We start from the raw sequence: 23,419 nt of genomic DNA on the forward strand, positions 1-23,419 counted from the left end.
AATTCCCCTCCCGTCTCTTGATCGTTCTGGTTAATCATGAATACTGTATATAAACACAGTAATATGAGTTAACCATTATGCAGTTGATCTCTCCTTTGGGGCCTGATGCCACGCTATTGCTTCCGTTGTTTATGGAGCGGGTGCCCTGTGGCTTCCCCAGCCCTGCTCAGGATTATGTCGAGGATAGCCTTGATCTGAACAAGCTGGTGATCAAACACCCCAGCGCGACCTATTTTGTCAGGGTGAGCGGTGATTCGATGATCGGCGCAGGCATCAGCCATGGTGACCTGCTGGTGGTTGACCGTTCGTTAACCGCCGTTCATGGCGATATTGTGATTGCGGCGGTCGCGGGCGAATTTACCGTGAAGGAGTTGCAAACGCATCCGCGTCTTCAGCTCATCCCCCATAATCCTGACTACGCACCGGTCGTTTTTGCCGCAGAAGACGAGCTGGAGATCTTCGGCGTTGTGACGTTTACCCTGAAAGCTAACCGCCATGTTCGCGCTCGTTGACGTAAACAGTTTTTACACCTCCTGCGAGACGGCGTTTCGGCCCGACCTTAAGGGGAAACCCGTGGTGGTCGTTTCAAATAACGACGGCTGTATCATTTCACGTTCAGCAGAAGCAAAAGCATTGGGGATCGGCATGGCCGGTCCCTACTTCAAGCTGAAGGATGAGCTGAGACGCCAGAAGGTACACGTCTTTAGCTCCAATTATGCGCTGTATGCGGATATGAGCCGCCGGGTGATGACCATTCTCGAAGAGATGGCCCCGAGAGTGGAGATCTACTCGATTGATGAAGCCTTTCTGGATCTGACGGGCGTCAGCCAGTGTATGTCTCTGGAGGCGTTCGGTCAGGCTATCCGCCAGCGCCTGTACAAAGAGACCGGCCTGCTGGTCGGGGTCGGTATCGCGCCCACCAAAACCTTAGCCAAGCTGGCTAACCATGCCGCCAAAACCTGGAAGAAAACCAACGGTGTGGTGGATTTATCGAATATCGATCGTCAGCGTAAACTGCTGTCACTGGTACCGGTCAGCGAAGTGTGGGGCGTCGGGCGCAGGATCAGCAAAAAACTGAATCTGATGGGGATCGAGACTGCCCTGCATCTGGCGGAATGTTCAAGCTGGGTGATCCGTAAACACTTTAATGTCGTGCTGGAAAGAACCGCCGCGAGTTACGCGGTGAACCGTGTCTGGCGCTGGAAGAGTTTTCGCCAACAAAGCAACAAATCATCTGCAGCCGCTCCTTCGGCAGCCGTATCACCCGGTATGACGATATGCACCAGGCGATCTGCGCCTATGCCGAACGCGCCGCCGAGAAGCTGCGCGAAGAGAAACAGTTTTGCTGCTATATCAGCGTCTTTATTCGCACCAGCCCGCATGCGGAGGACGAGGTTTTTTATGGTAACCAGGCCTCCGGCAAGCTGACGATCCCCACCAACGATACGCGGGATATTATCAGGGTAGCTATCGAGTCATTAAACCGAATCTGGAAAGACGGACATCGCTATATGAAAGCGGGCGTCATGCTCAGTGACTTTTTCAGTCAGGGCGTGGCGCAGCTTAGCCTGTTCGATGAACACCCACCGCGGCCAGACAGTACAGCCCTGATGCAGGTTATCGACCGCCTTAACCGTTCAGGCCGGGGGTCTGTGTGGTTTGCGGGCCAGGGGGCGGTGAAATCCTGGGCGATGAAGCGGGATATGCTGTCGCCCTGCTACACCACGCGCTATTCCGATCTGCCGATCGTTAAATAACAAAGCCCGGATCCCTCCGGGCTCTGTTTATACGTGGTTACACCAGCGCATTCAGCGTAGCCAGCGCGTCAGGCGGTAACACCAGCTCCCCTGCCGCGAGGTTTTGCCGCAGATGCGCCACGGAAGAGGTTCCCGGGATCAGCAGAATGTTCGGAGAACGTTGCAGCAGCCAGGCCAGCGCAACCTGCATCGGTGTCGCCCCCAGGTCGTCCGCCACCGCCTGCAGCCCGGAAGATTGCAGCGGCGTAAAACCGCCCAGCGGGAAGAACGGCACATAAGCAATCCCCTGCTGCGCAAGCGAATCCACCAGCGCATCGTCACTACGGTTCACGATGTTGTACATGTTTTGCACACACACCACGGGCACCATCTTCTGCGCCTCGGCAACCTGCGTGGCGGTGACATTGCTCAGACCAATATGTCGCACCAGCCCTTGCTGCTGTAGCTCTGCCAGGGTGGACAGCGGTTCAGCGATCGAGCCTTCCGCCGGTCCGTGTGCGCTAAACATAATCCGCAGGTTCACCACGTCCAGCACATCCAGCTGCAGATTGCGCAGGTTGTCGTGTACCGCCTGGGTCAGCTCCTGGGCGGAAAAGGCCGGCAACCAGGCGCCTTTATCATCGCGTCGCGCACCGATTTTGGTGACGAGGGTAAGATCGTCCCGGTACGGATGCAGCGCCTCGCGGATCAGCTGGTTAGTCACATGCGGACCATAAAAATCGCTGGTATCGATATGATTCACGCCCGCCGCCACGGCTTCCCGGAGCACTTCCAGCGCGGCATTTTTGTCCTTCGGTGGCCCAAAAACGCCCGGCCCGGCCAGCTGCATTGCGCCGTAACCCAGCCGTTTAACCGTGCGTGTGCCCAGCGCGTATGTCCCGCTTTTATCGATGCTGCTCATGTTCACCTTCCTCATAAAAAAGATCCGGATTTACAACAGGTTCCCGACCAGAACCCATAGTTAAGCGCGAGTTAAATTAAAGTTTAAATTTTAGACGACGATAGTATTTGTGTACCCCTGCACTTTCTTACGGACGACCGCTATGCTGAAAAATCTGCACGTGATTACCGGTATTATCTTTGCTCTCACCATATTCTGCCTGCTACAAGTTGTCACGGGAGGGTTGTTCTACTCTGCCGTCAGCAACGATCGCCATAACTTCCAAAACTCCGGGGTGCTTAATGCCCAGCAGGAGAGCCTGAGTGACAGCGTTAACACCCTCATCAAAACGCGCGTTACCGTGACGCGCGTGGCCATCCGCTATCTGAAAAATCAGCGCGATCCGGCGTCCCTTGAGGCGATCAACAAACTGCTTGGCACCGCGGGCAACTCTCTGGCTAAAGCAGAAGCCTATAACAAACAGTGGCAGGCCCTGCCGCAGGTTAACGGCCAGAGTGCGGCGCTAACCGACGAGATGCTGAAATCCTGGAACCAGATGCACGAAGTGATGCGTCTGTCGATTGAGTATCTGCGTGCCGACAACTATCAGGCCTATGGCGATCTGGATGCGCAGCAGGCACAGGACGATATGGAAGCGGTCTATAACCGCTGGCGCGCCGAAAACAACACGCTGCTGAAAGCCGCGGCCGAAGAGAACCAGAGCAGCTTTACCCAGATGCAATGGACGCTGGCGGCTATATTCCTGGCCGTTATCGCCGTGCTGGTGGTGATCTGGCAGGGTTTACAGCACCTGCTGTTAAAACCGCTGCAAACCATTATGAACCATATTCGTACCATTGCGGCGGGCGACCTGACGCAGGATATTACCCTCTCTGGCCGCAATGAGATGGGCCAGCTGGCGGCCGGTCTGCATGAGATGCAGCAATCTCTGGTCACCACGGTCAGCGCCGTACGCGGCAGTACCGACTCCATCTACACCGGCGCAGGCGAAATTGCCGCCGGGAGCAACGATCTTTCCGCCCGTACGGAAGAACAGGCCGCCTCGCTGGAAGAGACCGCTGCCAGCATGGAAGAGCTGACCGCCACAGTGAAACAGAACTCCGACAACGCCCGTCAGGCGACCCTGCTGGCGAAAAACGCGTCTGAGACAGCGGCGCGCGGCGGTTATGTGGTGGATAACGTTGTCCGCACGATGACGGAAATTGCCGACAGTTCGCAGCAAATTGCCCACATCACCGGCGTGATTGACAGCATTGCCTTCCAGACCAACATTCTGGCGCTGAATGCCGCGGTAGAAGCCGCACGCGCCGGGGAACAGGGCCGTGGCTTTGCGGTGGTTGCCGGGGAAGTACGTACCCTGGCGAGCCGCAGCGCGCAGGCGGCAAAAGAGATCAAGGGCCTTATCGAGAACTCTGTCAGCCGCGTGAATACCGGCTCTGAGCAGGTCAGCGAAGCCGGTGCAACGATGAAGGAAATTGTGGCGGCGGTCACCCGCGTGACCGATATCATGGGCGAGATTTCATCTGCGTCCGATGAGCAGAGTCGCGGTATTGAACAGGTGAGCCTGGCCGTTTCGCAGATGGACAGCGTCACCCAGCAAAACGCCGCGCTGGTGCAGCAGTCCGCCACGGCGGCAGCGGCGCTGGAAGATCAGTCCGAACAGCTGCGCCAGGCGGTGGCGGCATTTCGTCTGAACGGTAAACAACAGGCCACCGCGCCCCGTACAACGCATGTGAAAACACCACAGCTGTTGCGCCCGGCCACGGCAGGCACCGCCACCGACAGCAACTGGGAAACCTTCTGAGTTCAGCGCGGGCGAGCACCTCGCCCGCGCTAATCCCGTTAACGGCTGCGCTTGGCGTGCCGTTCCCAGTTCTCCTGTTTCGCGTCGTTGGATTTTCGCAGTGAAACATAACAGGCCCCGCTGCCGCCGTGATGCGGCAGCGCCACGCAGAAGGCCTGCACTTCCTCAAACTCTGTTAACCAGCGCGCCAGATAGCTACGTATCACGTTGGGATGAGCATTCTGTTCGCGCCCTTTTCCATGAATGATAATCAGATTGCGTAATCCGTCGCGTCCGGCCTGGCGAATAAAGGCGTACAGCATCTGGCGGCAACGCTCGGCGGGCTGACGTAACAGGTTCAGGCTGGCCTCGCGGGAGTATTTCCCCGAGCGCAGCTTATCCATTACGCCCTGTTGTATCCCTTCACGCTGAAATGCCAGCGGCTCATCCAGGGGCAGAAGTTCCAGAAAGCCCAGGGTGAGGAAGTTATCCAGCTGCTCGGTATCAATCTCCTGGCGCGCCCGCGTGTTGCGGCTCGGCTGCCAGTGAATATCTGCGCAGCGCTTCAGGGGCTGGACATCCTCCATGGCGTCAAGAAACAGTGATTTGTCGTCAGGGTTCATGGAAATCCTCCGGCTACATCTGAGCCTGTACTATACCTTCGCGGGGGGTGTGCCTCAACAGCCGTTCCCCCGGGTAGGGTGGCGCTGAAAGCAAGCTGATGAATATCAATCGACAGCCGGGGAAAAATTAAACACCACTTAACGCAAACTTCAGCGTAAATAAAACACGCAATTTGGCTTAAACATCCATAAAATCAAACACTCAACCGCCTTTCATTTTGAGAGAAAGCTGTTATAACTTAATTAACCTGCCTCATGGATATAACATCCAGGATATGCGAAGGGATGCACTGCTGTGTGTACTGAAGGGTCTGTCTGATGTCGGACAGGCCCTGTTTTTTTATGGATGATGTTTCACGCAGAGACGATTGCCCGCGCCTCGCGTCTGAATTGCGTAATTAACGACTCCGTAAGCGGGGTCTGGCGCGAATCCCGACGCTGAATTAAATAATACGTCGCTTTTGGAAGTGATTCGACAACCGGCAGCATAACCAGACGCCCCGCCAACAGGGGGTCACAGCCCAGCTCCTGCGGCAATATGCTTAAAAAATCGCTTTGTGCGACAAGGCTGATACACGACGAAAATGTTTCGCAGACCACGCCAATGCGGGGTATTTGCGAGCGATGGCTAAATACATCCTCTAACTGCTTATAATAACTTCCCCGGGGCGTTGGCATGGTCCAGTTATAATGCAGCAGATCGTTAATGGAGGTTGCTCCCGTCGCCGGATGCCCCTCCCGGCAAAATACGGCAAACGGTTTTTCTAATAGCTTTTCAAACGTAAATTCATGATCGTAAGGCCCCTGATAATAGGTATTGATGGTGAAGTCCAGTTCGCCCTGGCGTAATTCATTGATCATCGATACCAGCTGCCCTTCCATAATTCGCACCTTAACCTGCGGATGCTGCGCATGAAAGCGGGTGATAACCGCAGGCATAAGGCTTCGCGAAATACTCGCTCCCATCCCGATATTGATCTGCCCGGCCAGCTCGCCCTGCCGCTGGCGAATGTCATCCTGCGCCGCGCGCAGCTCTTCCAGAATCAGCCTGGCGCGCTGATAGAAGCCGTCGCCACACTCGGTTAACGCCACGCCTTTGCTTCGGCGCACAAAGAGCTGCGCCGCCATGCCCTCTTCCAGCTCTTTGATCGATTTGGTCAACGCCGGTTGCGAAAGATTCAGCGTCCTGCTGGCGCCGCGAATGCTGCCCTGACGCGCCACTTCAACGAACGCCCGAATTTGATGAAATTTAATCTGAAATGACATAGCCCGACCGATAACCGTTGTTTATCAGAGTAAAGAAACTGTCATCTACTTTAATGGAAAGGGATGTGCGAGGGTAATTCCTGAACGGTTAAAACTGTGAAAAATCGGTTAGTGATAAGTAAAAACTATCACAGCGTGAAGCAGTTCACATATTTTAATGATGACAGGAACAGATATGGACTCACTGGCACAGTACATCCAAACCTTAGCCCCGCAACTGAGCGCATGGCGTCGCGATTTTCACCATTTTGCCGAATCCGGCTGGGTGGAATTTCGGACTGCCGCGAAAGTTGCGGAGATCCTGGATAGCCTGGGTTATGACCTGGCGATGGGCCGCGACGTGGTGGATGCCGAAAGCCGTATGGGGTTGCCGGATAACGCTACCCTGACGCGAGAATTTGCCCGCGCCCGTGCGCAGGGCGCGCCCGAAAAATGGCTCGCGCCGTTTGAAGGCGGCTTCACCGGCCTGGTTGCCACGCTTAACACCGGCCGTCCCGGCCCGACGCTGGCGTTTCGCGTGGACATGGACGCTCTCGACCTGAGCGAAGCGCTCGACGACAGCCACCGCCCGTTCCGCGACGGTTTTGCCTCCTGCAATCCGGGCATGATGCACGCCTGCGCGCACGACGGCCATACCACGATTGGCCTTGGGCTGGCGCACGTGCTCATGCACAACAAAGCGCAGCTGAACGGCACCATCAGACTGATCTTCCAGCCTGCCGAAGAAGGCACTCGCGGCGCACGCGCCATGGTGGCCGCCGGGGTACTGGACGGGGTGGACTATTTCACCGCCATTCACATTGGTACCGGGGTGCCTGCCGGGACGGTGATCTGCGGCAGCGATAACTTTATGGCGACAACCAAGTTTGACGCGACGTTTACCGGCGTTGCCGCACACGCAGGCGGTAAACCGGAAGAAGGCCGTAACGCCCTGCTCGCCGCCGCCCAGGCCGCGCTCGCGCTGCACAGCATTGCGCCACACAGCGAAGGGGCTTCCCGCGTGAATGTGGGAGTGATGCAGGCCGGCAGCGGACGCAATGTGGTACCCGCCCATGCCCTGCTTAAGGTCGAAACCCGCGGCGAGAGCGAGGCGATCAATCAGTATGTGTTCGAACGCGCGCAATCCGTCATTACCGGTGCCGCCGCGCTCTACGGCGTGACGGCTGAGATGCGTCTGATGGGGGCTGCCACCGCCAGCGCTCCGACACCTGCCTGGGTGGATTATCTGCGCCAGCAGGCAAGCCAGGTGCCCGGTGTGGAACAGGCCATTGATAAGGTTAAAGCCCCGGCCGGTTCTGAAGACGCCACGCTGATGATGGCCCGGGTGCAAGAAAACGGCGGCATGGCCTCCTACATGGTGTTTGGCACCGATTTGAGCGCCGGACATCACAATGAAAAATTCGACTTTGATGAGCGCGTCATGACCGTCGCTATCGAAACGCTGGCGCGCACTGCGCTGAATTTCCCCTGGACGCGAGGTGTGTAATGCAGGAGAACTACGCTTTTATTGCCGATGCAATCGACACGCGATGTCAGACGTTCACCGACATTGCCGACGAAATCTGGGATCACCCGGAAACCCGCTTTGAAGAGTTCTGGTCCGCAGAGCGGCTGGCCAGCGCGCTGGAAGCGGAAGGCTTCACCCTGACCCGTGAGGCTGGCGGCATTCCGAATGCCTTTATCGCCAGCTTCGGTAGCGGTAAACCGGTGATTGCCCTGCTCGGCGAATATGACGCGCTGGCCGGATTAAGCCAGCAGGCACATTGCGCGACGGCACACGCCACCACGCCCGGTGCTAACGGCCACGGCTGCGGGCATAACCTGCTCGGCACCGCGGCGTTTGCAGGTGCCGTTGCGGTGAAAAGCTGGCTGGAGCAGCACGGCGGGAGTGGAACCGTGCGTTTTTACGGTTGTCCCGGCGAAGAAGGCGGTTCCGGTAAAACGTTTATGGTCCGTGAGGGCTTGTTTGACGATGTTGACGCCGCGGTCACCTGGCACCCGGAAGCGTTTGCCGGCATGTTTAACGTCAGTACGCTGGCCAATATCCAGGCCGCCTGGCGCTTTAAGGGCGTGGCGGCGCATGCGGCAAACTCGCCGCATCTGGGGCGCAGCGCGCTGGATGCGGTGACGCTGATGACCACCGGCACCAACTTCCTCAACGAACATATCATCGAGAAAGCACGCGTCCATTACGCCATAACCGATACCGGCGGCATCTCCCCCAACGTGGTGCAGGCGCAGGCCGAAGTGCTGTACCTGATCCGCGCCCCGGAGATGGCCGACGCGCAGCAAATCTACGCGCGCATTGAGAAGATCGCGCAGGGTGCGGCGTTGATGACCGAAACCACCGTCGAGTGTCGCTTTGATAAAGCCTGCTCCAGCTACCTGCCAAACCGCACGCTCGAAGCGGTGATGTATCGCGCCCTGCAACATTACGGCACGCCAGCCTGGACGGAGGAAGAACGCGCTTTTGCCCGGGAGATCCGCGCCACCCTGACGGCAAACGATCTGCAAAACAGCCTCAGAAACATTGCTGCAACCGGGGGGAACGAAGGTAAAGCCTTTGCCCGTCGCCACCAGGAGACCCTGCTGGTGGACGAGATCGCGCCTTACGCCATCACCGATAACGTGCTGGCTGGCTCCACGGACGTGGGTGATGTTAGCTGGAAGATGCCCGTCGCCCAGTGTTTCAGCCCCTGCTTTACCGTCGGCACGCCGCTGCACACCTGGCAACTGGTGGCTCAGGGGCGAACGTCCATTGCCCATAAAGGCATGCTGCTGGCCGGGAAAGTGATGGGCGCCACCGCGCTACATCTACTGCAGGACGCAGACCTGCTGAAAAAATGTCGTGAAGAGTTCGAACAACAAACACAAGAAAAACCGTACGTGTGTCCGATCCCTGCGGGCGTGACACCGTCACCTTTAAAATAAAAAACACAATACAACACAACAACACAACAGTCCCGAGGAACGCCCATGAGTATGTCATCCATACCTTCGCATTCCCCATCCGGTAAGCTCTATGGCTGGGTTGAAAGGATCGGCAATAAAGTGCCACACCCTTTCCTGCTTTTTATCTGGTTAATCGTGGTTTTGATGGTGGCGACAGCCGTGCTGTCCGCCTTAGGGGTGAGCGTGCGCAGCCCGGCCGATGGCAGCATGGTAAGCGTAAAGAACCTGCTGAGCATTGAAGGGTTGCACTGGTTTTTACCGAATGTGATTAAAAACTTCAGCGGTTTTGCGCCGCTGGGCGCCATTCTGGCGCTGGTGCTGGGGGCCGGACTGGCTGAGCGCGTTGGCCTGCTCCCCGCGCTGATGGTGAAAATGGCTTCTCACGTCAGCGCACGCTACGCCAGCTATATGGTGCTGTTTATTGCGTTTTTCAGCCACATCTCTTCTGATGCCGCGCTGGTAATCATGCCGCCGATGGGGGCGCTGATCTTCCTTGCCGTCGGGCGTCACCCCGTGGCGGGTCTGTTGTCGGCAATTGCCGGTGTGGGATGCGGTTTCACTGCCAATCTGCTGATCGTCACCACCGATGTCCTGCTTTCGGGGATTAGCACCGAGGCGGCGAAAACAATCGATGCGGCCATGCACGTCAGCGTGATCGACAACTGGTACTTTATGGCCAGTTCGGTGATCGTCCTGACGCTTGTTGGCGGGCTGATTACCGATAAGATCATCGAGCCGCGGTTAGGGAAATGGGAAGGCCGTAGTGACGAAAAGCTGGAGACGCTGAGCAAAGAGCAACGCTTTGGCCTGCGTGTCGCCGGGATAGTCTCGCTGGTATTTATCGCGATGGTGGCGCTGATGGTAGTACCGGAGAACGGTATCCTGCGCGACCCGGTGAAACATACCGTCCTGCCCTCGCCGTTTATACAGGGCATTGTGCCGCTGATCATTCTGTTTTTCTTTGTCGTGTCGCTCGCGTATGGCATCGCCACTGGCAAAATCCGCCGCCAGGCCGATCTGCCGCAACTGATGATTGAGCCGATGAAGGAGATGGCGGGCTTTATCGTGATGGTCTTCCCGCTGGCCCAGTTTGTCGCCATGTTTAACTGGAGCAACATGGGCAAATTTATGGCCGTTGGCCTGACCGATGCGCTGGAAGCCGCCGGGTTAAGCGGCGTCCCGGCGTTTGTGGGTCTGGCGCTGCTGTCGTCACTGCTGTGCATGTTTATCGCCAGCGGATCCGCCATCTGGTCGATTCTGGCCCCCATTTTCGTGCCGATGTTTATGATGCTGGGCTTCCATCCGGCCTTTGCGCAGATCCTGTTCCGTATCGCCGACTCCTCGGTGATCCCGCTGGCGCCGGTTTCGCCATTCGTACCGCTGTTTTTGGGCTTCCTGCAGCGCTATAAACCGGAGGCGAAGCTGGGTACCTACTATTCGCTGGTTTTACCCTATCCGCTTATCTTTTTAGGGGTATGGCTGGTGATGCTGGTGGCATGGTATCTTGTCGGCCTGCCGATAGGACCGGGTATCTACCCGAGGCTGAATTAAAGGAAAGAGGATGCTGAGATTACTCGAAGATAAAATTGCAACGCCGCTTGGGCCGCTGTGGGTTATCGCCGACGAGCAGTTCCATCTGCGTGCCGTGGAATGGGAAGAGCACAGCGATCGCATGGAAGAGCTGCTCAACATCCATTACCGCGCCCAGGGCTTTGAGCGTATCAGTGCCACCAATCCAGGTGGGCTGAGCGACAAGCTGGCGGCGTACTTCGAGGGCGATCTCAGCATCATCAATGACCTGCCAACCGCCACGGCCGGTACGCCATTCCAGCGTGAAGTCTGGCAGGCGCTACGCGATATTCCGTGTGGTCAGGTTATGCACTACGGCCAGCTCGCAGAACAGTTAGGCCGCGCGGGCGCGGCGCGGGCGGTGGGTGCCGCGAACGGTTCTAACCCCGTCAGTATCGTGGTGCCCTGCCATCGTGTGATCGGCCGCAACGGCACCATGACCGGCTATGCCGGCGGTGTGCAGCGCAAGGAGTGGTTACTGCGTCACGAAGGGTATCTTTTGCTGTAGTTCCCAGGCTTTTTGTGCTTAATTTTCTACCGGTTAGGCTAAAAATCCATAATCAAGCTGTGGAATTTCAAGAAGATGGCAACACGTTGCCGTCTCTTGTCCTTATTGATGGTTTGCCAGGCTTACGTACTTACCAAAAAGATGTTAAAATTGACCAATATCAATTAAGGCTTGAGCAAACCTATGATCCCAGAAAAGCGAATTATACGACGCATTCAGTCTGGCGGTTGTGCTATCCATTGCCAGGATTGCAGCATCAGCCAGCTCTGTATCCCGTTTACCCTGAATGAGCATGAGCTTGACCAGCTTGATAACATCATCGAGCGCAAAAAGCCTATTCAGAAAGGGCAGACGCTGTTTAAAGCGGGAGACGAACTGAAATCGCTCTATGCTATCCGTTCTGGCACCATCAAAAGCTATACCATCACCGAACAAGGTGATGAGCAGATCACCGGCTTCCATCTGGCAGGCGATCTGGTCGGCTTTGACGCCATCGGTACTGGCCATCACCCGAGCTTTGCGCAGGCGCTGGAAACCTCAATGGTCTGCGAAATCCCGTTTGAAACGCTGGACGATCTGTCAGGCAAAATGCCAAACCTGCGTCAGCAGATGATGCGTCTGATGAGCGGTGAGATCAAAGGCGATCAGGACATGATCCTGCTGCTGTCCAAAAAGAATGCGGAAGAGCGCCTGGCTGCATTTATCTATAACCTCTCCCGCCGTTTCGCCGAACGTGGTTTCTCTCCACGTGAGTTCCGTCTCACCATGACCCGTGGCGATATTGGTAACTACCTGGGCCTGACCGTGGAAACCATCAGCCGTCTGCTGGGCCGTTTCCAGAAAAGCGGCATGCTGGCCGTTAAAGGTAAATACATCACCATCGAAAACGGTGAAGCGCTGGCTGTTCTTGCCGGCCACGCCCGCAACGTGGCATAAACCCCACGAATGATTGATGCCAGGCCGATAAATTTTTATGATTTATTGGTCTGGCAGGTAAGCACACCACTTCCCGCCCCTGCGACAGACATCCCCCGCTCCTGAAAGGTTCTCGTTGAGGTTAAATTGAGAGAAAGTTTATTTTTCGTTTCAGTTGTTATTGCCTCCGTAACCTTCCTCTTCATCTGGATCATGCTTGTCGGCCCAATGAAGGGAGAGGAAAAAACCTACGTTCAGGACTCCACCACGTTTGCCATCGTGGTGATGGTGCTGCTGTTGATTGCGTTTATCGCGGTGACAACGACGGTGCTATTCTTCTGAGATATTTTCATGAATTATTGATCTGGCAAAACCTTACCTCTGTTTCATTCAGGATATATAGGTTACTCTTTTAATTACAGACTGTGGTGACAGTAGTAAGGAGACCTGTATGGCAAAGTATCAAAACATGCTGGTAGCTATCGATCCTAATCAGGACGATCAGCCGGCATTACGACGTGCTGTGTATTTACATCAACGGATTGGTGGCAAAATCAAAGCGTTTTTGCCGATCTATGACTTCTCGTATGAGATGACCACCCTTCTGTCGCCTGACGAGCGTACCGCTATGCGTCAGGGAGTGATCAGCCAACGTACCGCGTGGATCCGCGAACAGGCGAAGTACTACCTGGAAGCGGGTGTGCCTATCGATATTAAAGTGGTCTGGCATAACCGCCCCTTTGAAGCGATTATCCAGGAGGTGGTCGCCGGTGGGCACGATCTGCTGCTGAAAATGGCGCACCAGCACGACAAGCTGGAATCCGTGATCTTCACGCCGACAGACTGGCACTTACTGCGTAAATGCCCGTGCCCGGTCTGGATGGTGAAAGATCAGCCGTGGCCTGAAGGCGGCAAAGCCGTCGTGGCAGTAAACCTGGCAAGCGAAGAGGATTATCACAATTCGCTGAATGAAAAGCTGGTCAAAGAGACGCTGCTGCTTGCCGAGCAGGTTAACCACACCGAAGTGCATCTGGTCGGCGCTTACCCGGTTACCCCTATCAATATTGCCATCGAACTGCCTGAATTTGATCCGAGCGTATATAACGACGCGATCCGCGGACAGCACCTGCTGGCCATGAAAGCGTTGCGCCAGAAGTTCAGCATTGATGAGAACATGACGCATGTCGAAAAAGGGTTGCCTGAAGAGGTGATCCCGGATTTAGCCGAACATCTGCAGGCAGGGATTGTGGTGCTGGGCACCATCGGACGGACCGGTATTTCTGCCGCGTTCCTGGGCAATACCGCGGAACAGGTGATTGACCATCTGCGCTGCGACCTGCTGGTCATTAAGCCGGATGAGTACCAGACACCGGTTGAACTGGATGACCCGGAAGACGATTAACGTCAGTCTATTCGCCCGCCTCCCCGGCGGGCTTTTCTTATCAGCTCTCGATCGCTGTCTGTGTCTCTTCAGTTGATCGATCCTGCATCCACGGTGCGTGCAACACCATGCTGGGCAGCGCCAGCTTAATCTCCTGGGCGTTCAGCCCTTCGAGAATACGGATATTAATCTCCTGCTGGATATCCATGTATTTGTTGTAATCCGCCGTATTGACAATATGAACCACTTCAAACGTCAGGCGGTCACGGTCAAACCCGAGGAAATGGGCGCGATCGAACTTTGTCTCACCCACATCGGTGATGATCTGCCTGACCATATCCCCCACATAGCGCAGCTTTTCAGGCGGCGTGTCGCTGGCGACGCCAAACGTGAAGACGATGCGACGGGTCTGCATACGTTTATAGTTGTGGAGCGTCTGCTGAAGCAAAATGGCGTTACCGCAAACGATCTGCTCCCCACTCAGGCTACGAATACGTGTCGTTTTTAAGCCTATGTGTTCCACCGTTCCCGCCACGTCGTTGAACACCACGAAATCACCAATTTCAAACGGTTTATCAAAGCCGATAGAAAGCGAAGCGAAGACGTCGCTCAGAATGGTTTGTACGGCGAGGGCGATAGCAATACCCCCTACCCCCAGGCTTGCTACCAGCGCGGTGATGTTGACGCCCGCGTTAGCGAGAATCGACAGCAGCATCACAGACCAGACGATAGCGCGAAGGATAAGACCGGTGATCACCAGGGTAACCGGATTTTTATGACTGCCGGGGGCCAGCATAACGTGTCGCAGCCACGACACCACGCCCTGATCCAGCCAGAGCGCCACCTGTATCGCGAAGACAAGGAACCAGGCGTGGCTTACGGTGCTAAAGAGCCGGTCGGGTAAATCAACAAAACGCAGGCTGATGAGCAACGCCACGACAAAAAGCAGGAAGCGACTGGTGCGGTTAAGCATATCGGTCAGGATAAAACGCATCCTGTTTGTGGTTGGGTGCTTATCTCCCCAGGTTGTGATCCCTCTCTTAACGAATGCGATCAGGCGCGTCAGAAGCCAGTAGACCAGCAGCGTCACGACGATAACCGTGGCGACGCTTACCCAGAATGTCGGCGTCATCATCAGCTCCAGGATGTCGAAGCGGGACAAAAATTGCATTTCACCTCCTCGTAGTACACAAAGGGTAAAGTATAGACAGAGGAGAAACGCTGACCGCAGAAATAAGAAAACCGCCCCGAAGAGCGGTTTTTGAGGAGAACGCGAATTACAGTGCTTTCAGAATAGCATCCACGCTGGCTTTGGCATCGCCAAACAGCATGTGGGTGTTCTCTTTGAAGAACAGCGGGTTCTGAACGCCAGCGTAGCCGGTGTTCATGGAACGTTTGAAGACAATCACGTTCTGCGCCTTCCACACTTCCAGAACCGGCATCCCGGCGATTGGGCTGCGTGGATCGTCCTGCGCCGCCGGGTTAACGGTGTCGTTGGCGCCAATGACCAGCACGGTGTCGGTGTCGGCGAAATCATCGTTGATCTCGTCCATCTCCAGCACGATGTCGTAAGGCACTTTCGCTTCTGCCAGCAGCACGTTCATGTGGCCTGGCAGACGCCCCGCTACCGGGTGGATGCCAAAGCGCACCTTGATGCCGCGCGCGCGCAGCTTCTCGGTGATTTCAGCGACCGGATACTGCGCCTGCGCTACCGCCATGCCATAGCCTGGGGTGATGATGACCGAGTGCGAGTTTTTCAGCATCTCTGCCGTATCTTCTGCGCTGATCTCACGGTGCTCGCCCACTTCTTCGTCAGAACCGGTCGAGGAGCCGTCAGAGCCAAAACCACCGGCGATAACGCTGATGAATGAGCGGTTCATCGCCTTACACATGATGTAGGACAGAATCGCACCGGAAGAGCCCACCAGCGCACCGGTGACAATCAACAGGTCGTTGCTCAGCATAAAGCCAGCCGCTGCCGCCGCCCAACCGGAGTAGGAGTTCAGCATCGACACCACAACCGGCATATCCGCCCCACCGATGGAGGCCACCAGGTGCCAGCCGAACGCCAGCGCAATGATGGTCATCACCAGTAACGCCAGCACCTGCAGACCTACGCTTTCGGTACGCACAAAGACCACCAGCAGCACAAAGGAGACCACCAGCGCCGCCAGATTCAGCTTATGACGATTTGGCAGCATCAGCGGTTTGGAGGAGATCTTACCGCGCAGCTTACCGAACGCCACAATCGAGCCGGTGAAGGTCACTGCACCGATGAAGATACCCAGGAACACTTCGGTCAGATGAATGTTGACCAGAATCGGCTCCATGCCCGGTTCGTGGTACAGATAGCTGTTAAAGCCCACCAGCACCGCCGCCAGACCGACGAAGCTGTGCAGGATCGCCACCAGCTCCGGCATTTCGGTCATTTCAACGCGTTTTGCCAGACGAATTCCGATCGCCCCGCCGATGATCATCGCCACCAGGATCCAGGCAACGTTGCCGGTATCGGGTCCGAAAATAGTGGCAATCAGCGCAATCGCCATCCCGGCGATACCAAAGTTATTACCCTGCTGAGACGTTTCGTGTTTGGAAAGTCCCGCCAGACTGAAAATAAACAGGATTGCAGCAACAATGTATGCGGCTGTCACTAATCCTCCAGACATATGCTACCCCTTAGCCTTTACGAAACATTTTCAGCATGCGCTGAGTCACGGTGAAACCACCGAAAATATTGATACTGGCGATCAGCACCGCGATAAAGCTCAGGAAGCTAATCCAGCCGCCGTGACCAATCTGCAGTAACGCCCCGACCACGATGATCCCGGAGATGGCGTTAGTGACCGACATCAATGGCGTGTGTAGTGCATGGGAGACATTCCAGACCACGTAGTAACCCACCACGCAGGAGAGCGCGAAGACGGTAAAGTGGCCGAGGAACTCTTTTGGCGCGACATCGGCCAGCCAGCCAAACAGAATAATCGCCAGCGCCATGAGCGCGTATTTACGCCACGGAGACGCCGGTTTAGCAGGCTCTGTGGGTTCTGGCGCCGCTTTCGGTGCAGCCTGAGGCTGGGCGGAAACCTGAATCGGTGGCGCAGGCCAGGTGATTTCGCCTTCACGCACCACGGTCACGCCGCGCACAACCACATCGTCAAAATCAACGGTGATGTTGCCATCTTTCTCTTTGCAGAGCAGTTTCAGCAGGTTAACAAGGTTAGTACCGTACAGCTGGGACGACTGCGTGGGCAGACGGCCAGGCAGATCCGTATAACCAATCACCTTCACGCCGTTGGCGGTCGTGGATACCTGGTTCGGCACGGTATATTCACAGTTACCGCCGTTTTGCGCGGCCAGGTCGACAATCACGCTGCCCGGCTTCATGGTGTCCACCATCTCACGGGTGATCAGCTTCGGTGCCGGTTTACCCGGGATCAGCGCGGTGGTGACAATAATGTCCACCTCTTTTGCCTGCGCGGCAAAGAGTTCCATTTCCGCTTTGATAAAGGCTTCGGACATCACCTTCGCATAACCATCACCGCTGCCCGCTTCTTCCTTGAAGTCCAGCTCAAGGAACTCGGCGCCCATACTCTGCACCTGCTCCTTCACTTCCGGGCGGGTGTCAAAGGCGCGGACGATAGCGCCCAGGCTGTTTGCCGCACCGATAGCCGCCAGGCCTGCCACACCGGCACCAATCACCATCACTTTTGCCGGAGGCACTTTGCCTGCCGCCGTGATCTGACCGGTGAAGAAACGGCCGAATTCGTGGGCGGCTTCGACGATTGCACGGTAACCGGCGATGTTCGCCATTGAACTCAGGGCATCCAGAGACTGCGCGCGCGAAATACGCGGCACGGAGTCCATCGCCATTACCGTCACGCCACGTGCCGCCAGCTTCTCCATCAGCTCTGGGTTTTGGGCAGGCCAGATAAAGCTCACCAGCGTGGTGCCCGGGTTCAGCAGCTCAATCTCGCTCTCTTGCGGCGCATTCACCTTCAGAATAACGGGTGATTGCCAGACTTCAGCACCGTCCACCACGTCCGCACCAGCCTGAATAAAGGCCTCGTCATCGAAACTCGCCAGTTTGCCCGCGCCGCTTTCAATGGCGACGGTAAAACCCAGTTTAAGCAGTTGCTCCACCGTTTTAGGTGTCGCCGCTACGCGGGTTTCATTGGCAAACCGTTCTTTTGGTACCCCAATACGCATAGTTTTCCCTTCCATCTGTTTTTGATGATGGTTTATCGATAAATGCCCGCAGTTGCATCAAATTTCGCCATCCTTAGAGCGGCGGCAAATGAGTAACCCCGGAAAATAAAACAGTAACAAACTTTCTATAACCTACTGAAAATAGCGCCTGCGATCTACCGCCTGAAAACACTATTTCTTACATTATCTGTGAAAAATAAGCGATCGGCCTCGCTGACAGAGATATTTACCTTAAATTCATCCTCAGAACCGATAAATCGCGCAAGCGAAGCGGTAAAAACATGATATAGCGCCATATGAGATCAACTTATTAACATTAAATTAACTTGTAAAAGTCGTATGCTTTATCACTTTTGCTTGTCAAACGCCTGTTTTTTCAACATATCACTAAATGTTATCGAATCAGATCCTTCGGTGAGCACAGGCTGTGAAAAATGGCGCAGACAGCAACAGGTTTTAAATGCCATAATCGGGACCGTCTCAAATTAACAACAATACCAGTACATGGTTTGCGCAAGGCGAAGGATTATTTTTATGAAGCTTAAGAACACACTCCTGGCGTCCGCACTTCTTTCCGCGACCGCCCTGTCTGCGAATGCCGCGACAGAGTTAACGCCGGAGCAAGCGGCAGCGTTAAAACCTTTTGACCATACGGTCATTGTGGGTCGTTACAACTCTATTGGCGATGCCGTTACCGCCGCATCAAAAGCCGCTGATAAAAACGGCGCAGCGTCGTTTTACGTGCTTGACCAGTCCGATCAAGGCAATAGCGGTAACCAGCGCGTGACCATTGCGCTGTACAAAGAGAATGCGCCAAAAGCTGACGCGCCGAAAAACCGCGTGATCAACGGCGTCGTTGAACTGCCTAAAGATCAGGCGATTGAGCTGGAACCGTATGACACCGTTACCGTTCAGGGCTTCTACCGCAGCCAGCCAGAAGTGAACGATGCCATCACCAAAGCCGCGAAACAGAAAGGGGCTTACTCGTTCTACATCGTGCGTCAGGTAGATGCTAACCAGGGTGGCAACCAGCGTATTACCGCGTTCATCTATAAAGAAGATGCGAAAAAACGCGTTCTGCAAAGCCCGGATGCCATCCCTGCTGATTCAGAAGCCGGTCGCGCGGCGTTAGCGAAAGGCGGCGAAGAAGCGAAGAAAGTCGAAATTCCAGGCGTAGCAACCTCCGCAGCGCCAAGCGCTGAAGTGGGCCGTTTCTTTGAGACGCAATCCACGAAAGGTGGCCGTTACTCCGTTACCCTGCCAGACGGCACCAAAGTTGAAGAGCTGAACAACGCCACGGCTGCGCAGATGGTGCCGTTCGACAGCATCAAGTTTACCGGCAACTACGGCAATATGACGGAAGTCTCTTATCAGGTCGCGAAGCGCGCGGCGAAGAAAGGGGCGAAGTACTACCACATCACCCGCCAGTGGCAGGAACGTGGTAACAATGTGACCATCAGCGCCGATCTGTACAAGTAACAAAACCCTTCATTAAAGGCGGCTCAGTGCCGCCTTTTTTTGTTACTTTTTTTGAATTTCTGCTACACATCATTGCATGCGTTCGTGACACTCCGTAAAATCCCGCGCCTTAGTGTGATCCACCATTTTTATGCGCCTGTGCGAAATAATTATTCTGGATTTGGACCTTTCATAACAGGAAGCCAATGGAAAAGAAACTTGGCCTGAGTGCTTTAACTGCACTCGTTTTAAGCTCAATGCTGGGTGCGGGGGTATTCAGTTTACCGCAGAATATGGCGGCCGTCGCAAGCCCTGCCGCACTGCTGATTGGCTGGGGGATTACCGGCGTTGGCATTTTGCTGCTGGCCTTCGCCATGCTGCTGCTGACCCGTATTCGTCCCGATCTCGATGGCGGTATTTTCACCTACGCGCGGGCCGGTTTTGGGGAACTGATTGGCTTCTGTTCCGCGTGGGGTTACTGGCTGTGTGCGGTGATCGCTAACGTCTCCTATCTGGTTATTGTCTTCTCGGCGCTCAGTTTCTTTACCGATACGCCCGAGCTGCGTCTCTTTGGTGACGGCAACACCTGGCAGTCGATTGTCGGGGCGTCGGTGCTGCTGTGGGTCGTACACTGGCTCATTTTGCGCGGCGTCCAGACAGCGGCAAGCATTAACCTGGTGGCGACGCTGGCCAAACTGGTTCCGCTCGGGCTGTTTATTGTGCTGGCGTTTATGGCATTCCGTCTGGATGTATTTAAACTCGATTTCACTGGCCTTGCGCTGGGCGTCCCCGTCTGGGAGCAGGTGAAAAACACCATGCTGATCACCCTGTGGGTTTTCATTGGTGTTGAAGGTGCGGTGGTGGTCTCTGCCCGCGCGCGCAATAAGCGCGACGTCGGACGCGCCACGCTGCTGGCGGTGCTGGCGGCCCTCGGTGTCTATCTGCTGGTGACGCTGCTGTCGCTGGGTGTGGTGGCTCGTCCTGAACTGGCCGAAATGCGTAACCCATCCATGGCCGGTCTGATGGTGAAAATGCTCGGTAGCTGGGGCGATGTGGTCATTGCCGCGGGGCTGATTATCTCCGTCTGCGGGGCTTACCTGAGCTGGACCATCATGGCGGCGGAAGTGCCTTTCCTGGCTGCCACGCACAAAGCGTTTCCGCGTCTGTTTGCCCGTCAGAATAAAAACAGTGCGCCGTCAGCGTCGCTCTGGCTGACGAATATCAGCGTTCAGGTCTGCCTGGTGCTGATCTGGCTCACAGGTTCGGACTATAACACCCTGCTGACCATCGCCTCGGAGATGATTCTGGTACCCTATTTCTTAGTGGGTGCGTATCTGTTAAAAATCGCCACCCGCCCGGCGCATTATGCGGTAGGGATCGGCGCCTGTATTTACGGTTTGTGGTTGTTGTATGCTTCCGGGCCTATGCATCTGCTGCTGTCGGTGGTGTTGTATGCGCCGGGCCTGCTGGTGTTTATCTATTCCCGCCGTACTCATCAGCTGGAGAACGCGCTTAAACGCCGTGAAATGGCCCTCATCGGGCTGTTACTGGTTGCTGCCGTACCGGCAACCTGGATGTTAATGGGATAACCCTGCGTTTCCCATTGTTGAACTGAAAAGGAGAATACGATGGGAACTGCGCAGCATCGCCCAATACTGATCACTGGTGGAGGCCGTCGTATCGGCCTCGCCCTCGCCCATCACTTTCTCAACCTTCGCCACCCGGTCATTGTCAGTTACCGCACGGAATACCCCTCGATAGACGGGCTACGAAAAGCGGGGGCAACCTGTATTCAGGCTGATTTCTCCACCGACGACGGCATACTTGCCTTTGCGGATAAGGTCAAATCAACGACCCACGGTCTGCGGGCGATTATCCATAACGCCAGCGCATGGCTTGCAGAAAAACCCGGTACGTCGCTCAGCGAAACGCTCGCCTGTATGCTGCAGATCCACGTCAATGCCCCCTATTTGCTTAACCATGCCCTGCAGGATCTGCTGCGCGGCCACGGCCATGCCGCGGGTGACATTATTCATTTCACCGATTATGTGGTGGAGCGCGGGAGCGACAAACACATCGCTTATGCGGCGAGTAAAGCCGCACTGGATAACATGACGCGTTCATTTGCCCGCAAGCTGGCACCAGAGGTCAAGGTGAACGCCATCGCCCCGGCGATGATTTTATTCAACGAGGGCGATGATGCCGAGTATCGTCAGCAGGCGCTGAATAAATCCCTGATGAAAATCGCCCCTGGCGAGAAAGAGGTGATCGACCTTATCGATTATCTGCTCACCAGCTGTTACGTCACCGGCAGAACCTTTGCCGTGGACGGCGGGCGACCGCTGCGCTAGTGATAGCGGCTCCAGAAGAAAATCAGCACCCAGGCGCTGAGCCCCCAGCAGACCACCGCCCCGCCCAGCGCCAGGGGAAGCCGCAGAAAGCCCGTGAAATACCACAAGGACAACAGGTAGAGAAAGTAAGGGATGATTGACCACACGCCAAACACAATGGTGGTGCGCAGCGCCTCAGTGCCGCGTTCCGAGGCGACAATGTAGTGTGCAATGAGCGCAAACGTCGGGAAGAGCGGAATCAGCCCGGCAATGTAGTAATTTTTGGTTTTTGCCAGTACGCCAATCAATAACACCACCAGCGCGCCCAGCGCGGCTTTTATCGCCAGCCCCATGCTTTTTCCTATAACAATCAAGTAACAATATGAGCCAGAATAACGGAACTGACGTTAATTTTGAAAGATTAATGGAAGGTTAAGGTTACGCGGTGTATGTTGGCATTTTTCGCGATAACAGACGTTGTATGAATAAGATTGTTTATGTAGAAGATGAGCCCGAAGTGGGGCAATTGATCGCCGCTTATCTGGGTAAACATGATATGGACGTTATTGTTGAGCCACGTGGCGATCGCGCCGAAGAGGTCGTGGTGCGTGAAAACCCGGATCTGGTGCTGCTGGATATCATGTTGCCCGGCAAAGACGGGATGACGCTGTGCCGCGACCTGCGCGCTCAGTGGGATGGCCCTATCGTACTGCTGACCTCACTGGACAGCGACATGAACCATATTCTGTCGCTGGAGATGGGGGCCAATGACTACATTCTTAAAACCACGCCGCCTGCCGTTCTGCTCGCCCGTCTGCGCCTGCATTTGCGCCAGCATGCCAGCAGTGAACGCGAGGTGCCGGCGCAGTCCCTGATGCCGCATAAAGCGATGCGGTTTGGCACGTTATCCATCGATCCGGTTAACCGCCAGGTCCTGCTTTCCGGTGAGCTTATCGCGCTCTCTACCGCCGATTTTGACCTGCTCTGGGAGCTGGCCACCCATGCGGGGCAGATTATGGACCGTGACGCGTTGCTGAAAAACCTGCGCGGCGTAAGTTACGATGGAATGGATCGCAGTGTTGACGTGGCTATTTCGCGACTGCGCAAGAAACTGCAGGACAACGCCACCGAGCCGTACCGCATCAAAACCGTGCGTAACAAGGGTTATCTGTTCGCCCCGCACGCCTGGGAAACCTGATCGCGTTAGCAAAATAGCATAGCCTGCGCGAAATGAAGGCATTACATGACAATGCCCTTTCTTTCGCGCGTTAATTTGCCCGTTGGCGCAACAATTAACTTGCTAAGCCAGCGAACTAATCCATAATTACTTTTCCTGCATTCCTTCTTGAGCTCGCACCGGGCCCGCCACATAAACGTTTTTATCGCGACGCTTTCGCTACCTCTCTCCCATAAAATCTTGAAATGAGGATTTAAGCCTATGACATATGTATAGCTACCATGACGTAGAAGCCATCAAAACCAATCTTGAATGGATTGTTAATCAGGCAACGCTTAACCAAGCCTCCCCCACGCGTGCCGACCAAAAAGCCCTCTTTGATCTTCTGGAACTGATTCAGTCTTACGAAATATTGTTGGATTTAATTAACGAATTCGGAAGCGCCGTGATTGATGCGGAGAGCGCGGAAGGCCTGAGCGTGACAGAAAAACTCATCGCCAAAATCAAAAGAAGTACTCACGCCATGTAACAAACCTCGGCACGGCTTAGATAATACGTTTGTCGTGCATGATGGTGGTGAAAACACCGGAAGG

21 protein-coding genes and 1 pseudogene are annotated in these 23,419 nt (G+C 55.4%); 15 read left to right on the forward strand and 7 right to left on the reverse strand.

Going from position 1 to position 23,419, the window contains the following annotated elements:
• Positions 1–77: 77 nt before the first annotated feature.
• Both umuD and umuC read left to right on the forward strand, forming a co-directional pair.
• The gene (gene umuD / locus ACOTZF_RS11140; RefSeq protein WP_043951617.1) at positions 78–512 is read left to right on the forward strand and encodes a translesion error-prone DNA polymerase V autoproteolytic subunit; all 435 of its coding nucleotides are present in this window, start codon (positions 78–80) and stop codon (positions 510–512) included.
• Positions 496–1,757, forward strand: a pseudogene (gene umuC / locus ACOTZF_RS11145) (translesion error-prone DNA polymerase V subunit UmuC). Before umuD ends, umuC begins: the two are co-directional and overlap by 17 nt.
• Before the next feature lie 37 nt (positions 1,758–1,794).
• Here the strand turns inward: umuC and ACOTZF_RS11150 are convergent.
• On the reverse strand, positions 1,795–2,658 hold the full coding sequence (locus ACOTZF_RS11150; RefSeq protein ID WP_013096857.1) for an aldo/keto reductase family oxidoreductase: 864 nt from the start codon (positions 2,656–2,658) through the stop codon (positions 1,795–1,797).
• 142 nt (positions 2,659–2,800) lie between these two features.
• On the opposite strand from ACOTZF_RS11150, the gene tcp reads away from it, so the two are divergent.
• Complete coding sequence (gene tcp / locus ACOTZF_RS11155; RefSeq protein ID WP_129251606.1) at positions 2,801–4,462, forward strand: methyl-accepting chemotaxis citrate transducer; 1,662 nt, start codon at positions 2,801–2,803, stop codon at positions 4,460–4,462.
• A gap of 38 nt (positions 4,463–4,500) precedes the next feature.
• Here tcp and smrA read toward each other — a convergent pair whose 3' ends face one another.
• Together smrA and ACOTZF_RS11165 are read right to left on the reverse strand one after the other, a co-directional pair.
• Complete coding sequence (gene smrA, locus ACOTZF_RS11160; RefSeq protein ID WP_013096859.1) at positions 4,501–5,064, reverse strand: DNA endonuclease SmrA; 564 nt, start codon at positions 5,062–5,064, stop codon at positions 4,501–4,503.
• 354 nt (positions 5,065–5,418) lie between these two features.
• Positions 5,419–6,330 carry a LysR family transcriptional regulator gene (locus ACOTZF_RS11165; protein ID WP_129318092.1) on the reverse strand — a complete coding sequence of 304 codons (912 nt, stop codon included), beginning with the start codon at positions 6,328–6,330 and terminating at the stop codon, positions 5,419–5,421.
• 175 nt (positions 6,331–6,505) lie between these two features.
• On the opposite strand from ACOTZF_RS11165, the gene ACOTZF_RS11170 reads away from it, so the two are divergent.
• The 7 genes from ACOTZF_RS11170 (at position 6,506) to uspE (ending at position 13,676) form a co-directional block, all read left to right on the forward strand.
• Positions 6,506–7,816, forward strand: a complete 1,311-nt coding sequence (locus ACOTZF_RS11170) for a M20 family metallo-hydrolase (RefSeq protein ID WP_129251605.1) — start codon at positions 6,506–6,508, stop codon at positions 7,814–7,816.
• Entirely contained in the window at positions 7,816–9,261 is a 1,446-nt protein-coding gene (locus ACOTZF_RS11175) for a M20 family metallopeptidase (RefSeq protein WP_129251604.1), read from the forward strand. Before ACOTZF_RS11170 ends, ACOTZF_RS11175 begins: the two co-directional genes overlap by 1 nt.
• Positions 9,262–9,306: 45 nt before the next feature.
• On the forward strand, positions 9,307–10,833 hold the full coding sequence (abgT, locus tag ACOTZF_RS11180; protein WP_020688271.1) for a p-aminobenzoyl-glutamate transporter: 1,527 nt from the start codon (positions 9,307–9,309) through the stop codon (positions 10,831–10,833).
• A gap of 10 nt (positions 10,834–10,843) precedes the next feature.
• Positions 10,844–11,359 carry a methylated-DNA--[protein]-cysteine S-methyltransferase gene (ogt, locus tag ACOTZF_RS11185; protein WP_013096864.1) on the forward strand — a complete coding sequence of 172 codons (516 nt, stop codon included), beginning with the start codon at positions 10,844–10,846 and terminating at the stop codon, positions 11,357–11,359.
• Positions 11,360–11,542: 183 nt separating this feature from the next.
• Positions 11,543–12,295, forward strand: a complete 753-nt coding sequence (gene fnr / locus ACOTZF_RS11190; protein WP_006174991.1) for a fumarate/nitrate reduction transcriptional regulator Fnr — start codon at positions 11,543–11,545, stop codon at positions 12,293–12,295.
• Positions 12,296–12,487: 192 nt separating this feature from the next.
• The gene (locus tag ACOTZF_RS11195; RefSeq protein ID WP_255309974.1) at positions 12,488–12,616 is read left to right on the forward strand and encodes a hypothetical protein; all 129 of its coding nucleotides are present in this window, start codon (positions 12,488–12,490) and stop codon (positions 12,614–12,616) included.
• Between the two features lie 109 nt (positions 12,617–12,725).
• Complete coding sequence (gene uspE, locus ACOTZF_RS11200) at positions 12,726–13,676, forward strand: universal stress protein UspE (RefSeq protein ID WP_013096866.1); 951 nt, start codon at positions 12,726–12,728, stop codon at positions 13,674–13,676.
• A 40-nt stretch (positions 13,677–13,716) separates the two neighbouring features.
• Here uspE and ACOTZF_RS11205 read toward each other — a convergent pair whose 3' ends face one another.
• The 3 genes from ACOTZF_RS11205 to pntA form a co-directional block, all read right to left on the reverse strand.
• A complete protein-coding gene (locus ACOTZF_RS11205; protein ID WP_013096867.1) occupies positions 13,717–14,826 on the reverse strand; it encodes a mechanosensitive ion channel family protein in 1,110 nt (369 codons plus the stop codon).
• A 106-nt stretch (positions 14,827–14,932) separates the two neighbouring features.
• A complete protein-coding gene (gene pntB, locus ACOTZF_RS11210; RefSeq protein ID WP_013096868.1) occupies positions 14,933–16,321 on the reverse strand; it encodes a Re/Si-specific NAD(P)(+) transhydrogenase subunit beta in 1,389 nt (462 codons plus the stop codon).
• A 10-nt stretch (positions 16,322–16,331) separates the two neighbouring features.
• Positions 16,332–17,861, reverse strand: a complete 1,530-nt coding sequence (pntA, locus tag ACOTZF_RS11215) for a Re/Si-specific NAD(P)(+) transhydrogenase subunit alpha (RefSeq protein ID WP_020688274.1) — start codon at positions 17,859–17,861, stop codon at positions 16,332–16,334.
• A 534-nt stretch (positions 17,862–18,395) separates the two neighbouring features.
• Between pntA and ydgH the strand changes: the two genes are divergently transcribed.
• The 3 genes from ydgH (at position 18,396) to folM (ending at position 21,670) form a co-directional block, all read left to right on the forward strand.
• The gene (ydgH, locus tag ACOTZF_RS11220) at positions 18,396–19,340 is read left to right on the forward strand and encodes a DUF1471 family protein YdgH (protein ID WP_047023670.1); all 945 of its coding nucleotides are present in this window, start codon (positions 18,396–18,398) and stop codon (positions 19,338–19,340) included.
• A gap of 185 nt (positions 19,341–19,525) precedes the next feature.
• A complete protein-coding gene (locus tag ACOTZF_RS11225) occupies positions 19,526–20,908 on the forward strand; it encodes an amino acid permease (RefSeq protein WP_129251603.1) in 1,383 nt (460 codons plus the stop codon).
• Positions 20,909–20,947: 39 nt separating this feature from the next.
• Positions 20,948–21,670, forward strand: a complete 723-nt coding sequence (folM, locus tag ACOTZF_RS11230; protein WP_013096872.1) for a dihydromonapterin reductase — start codon at positions 20,948–20,950, stop codon at positions 21,668–21,670.
• On the opposite strand, the gene ACOTZF_RS11235 is transcribed toward folM, so the two are convergent.
• Positions 21,667–22,002, reverse strand: a complete 336-nt coding sequence (locus ACOTZF_RS11235) for a GlpM family protein (RefSeq protein ID WP_129251602.1) — start codon at positions 22,000–22,002, stop codon at positions 21,667–21,669. The genes folM and ACOTZF_RS11235 overlap by 4 nt on opposite strands.
• A 128-nt stretch (positions 22,003–22,130) precedes the next feature.
• Between ACOTZF_RS11235 and rstA the strand changes: the two genes are divergently transcribed.
• Positions 22,131–22,847, forward strand: coding sequence for a two-component system response regulator RstA (rstA, locus tag ACOTZF_RS11240; RefSeq protein ID WP_013096874.1), 717 nt, complete (start codon positions 22,131–22,133; stop codon positions 22,845–22,847).
• 247 nt (positions 22,848–23,094) lie between these two features.
• A complete protein-coding gene (locus ACOTZF_RS11245) occupies positions 23,095–23,355 on the forward strand; it encodes a hypothetical protein (protein ID WP_129317870.1) in 261 nt (86 codons plus the stop codon).
• Positions 23,356–23,419 lie beyond the last annotated feature (64 nt).

The organism is Enterobacter cloacae complex sp. SHL021 (assembly GCF_049237765.1).
GTDB classification, from domain to species: Bacteria; Pseudomonadota; Gammaproteobacteria; order Enterobacterales; family Enterobacteriaceae; genus Enterobacter; species Enterobacter cloacae.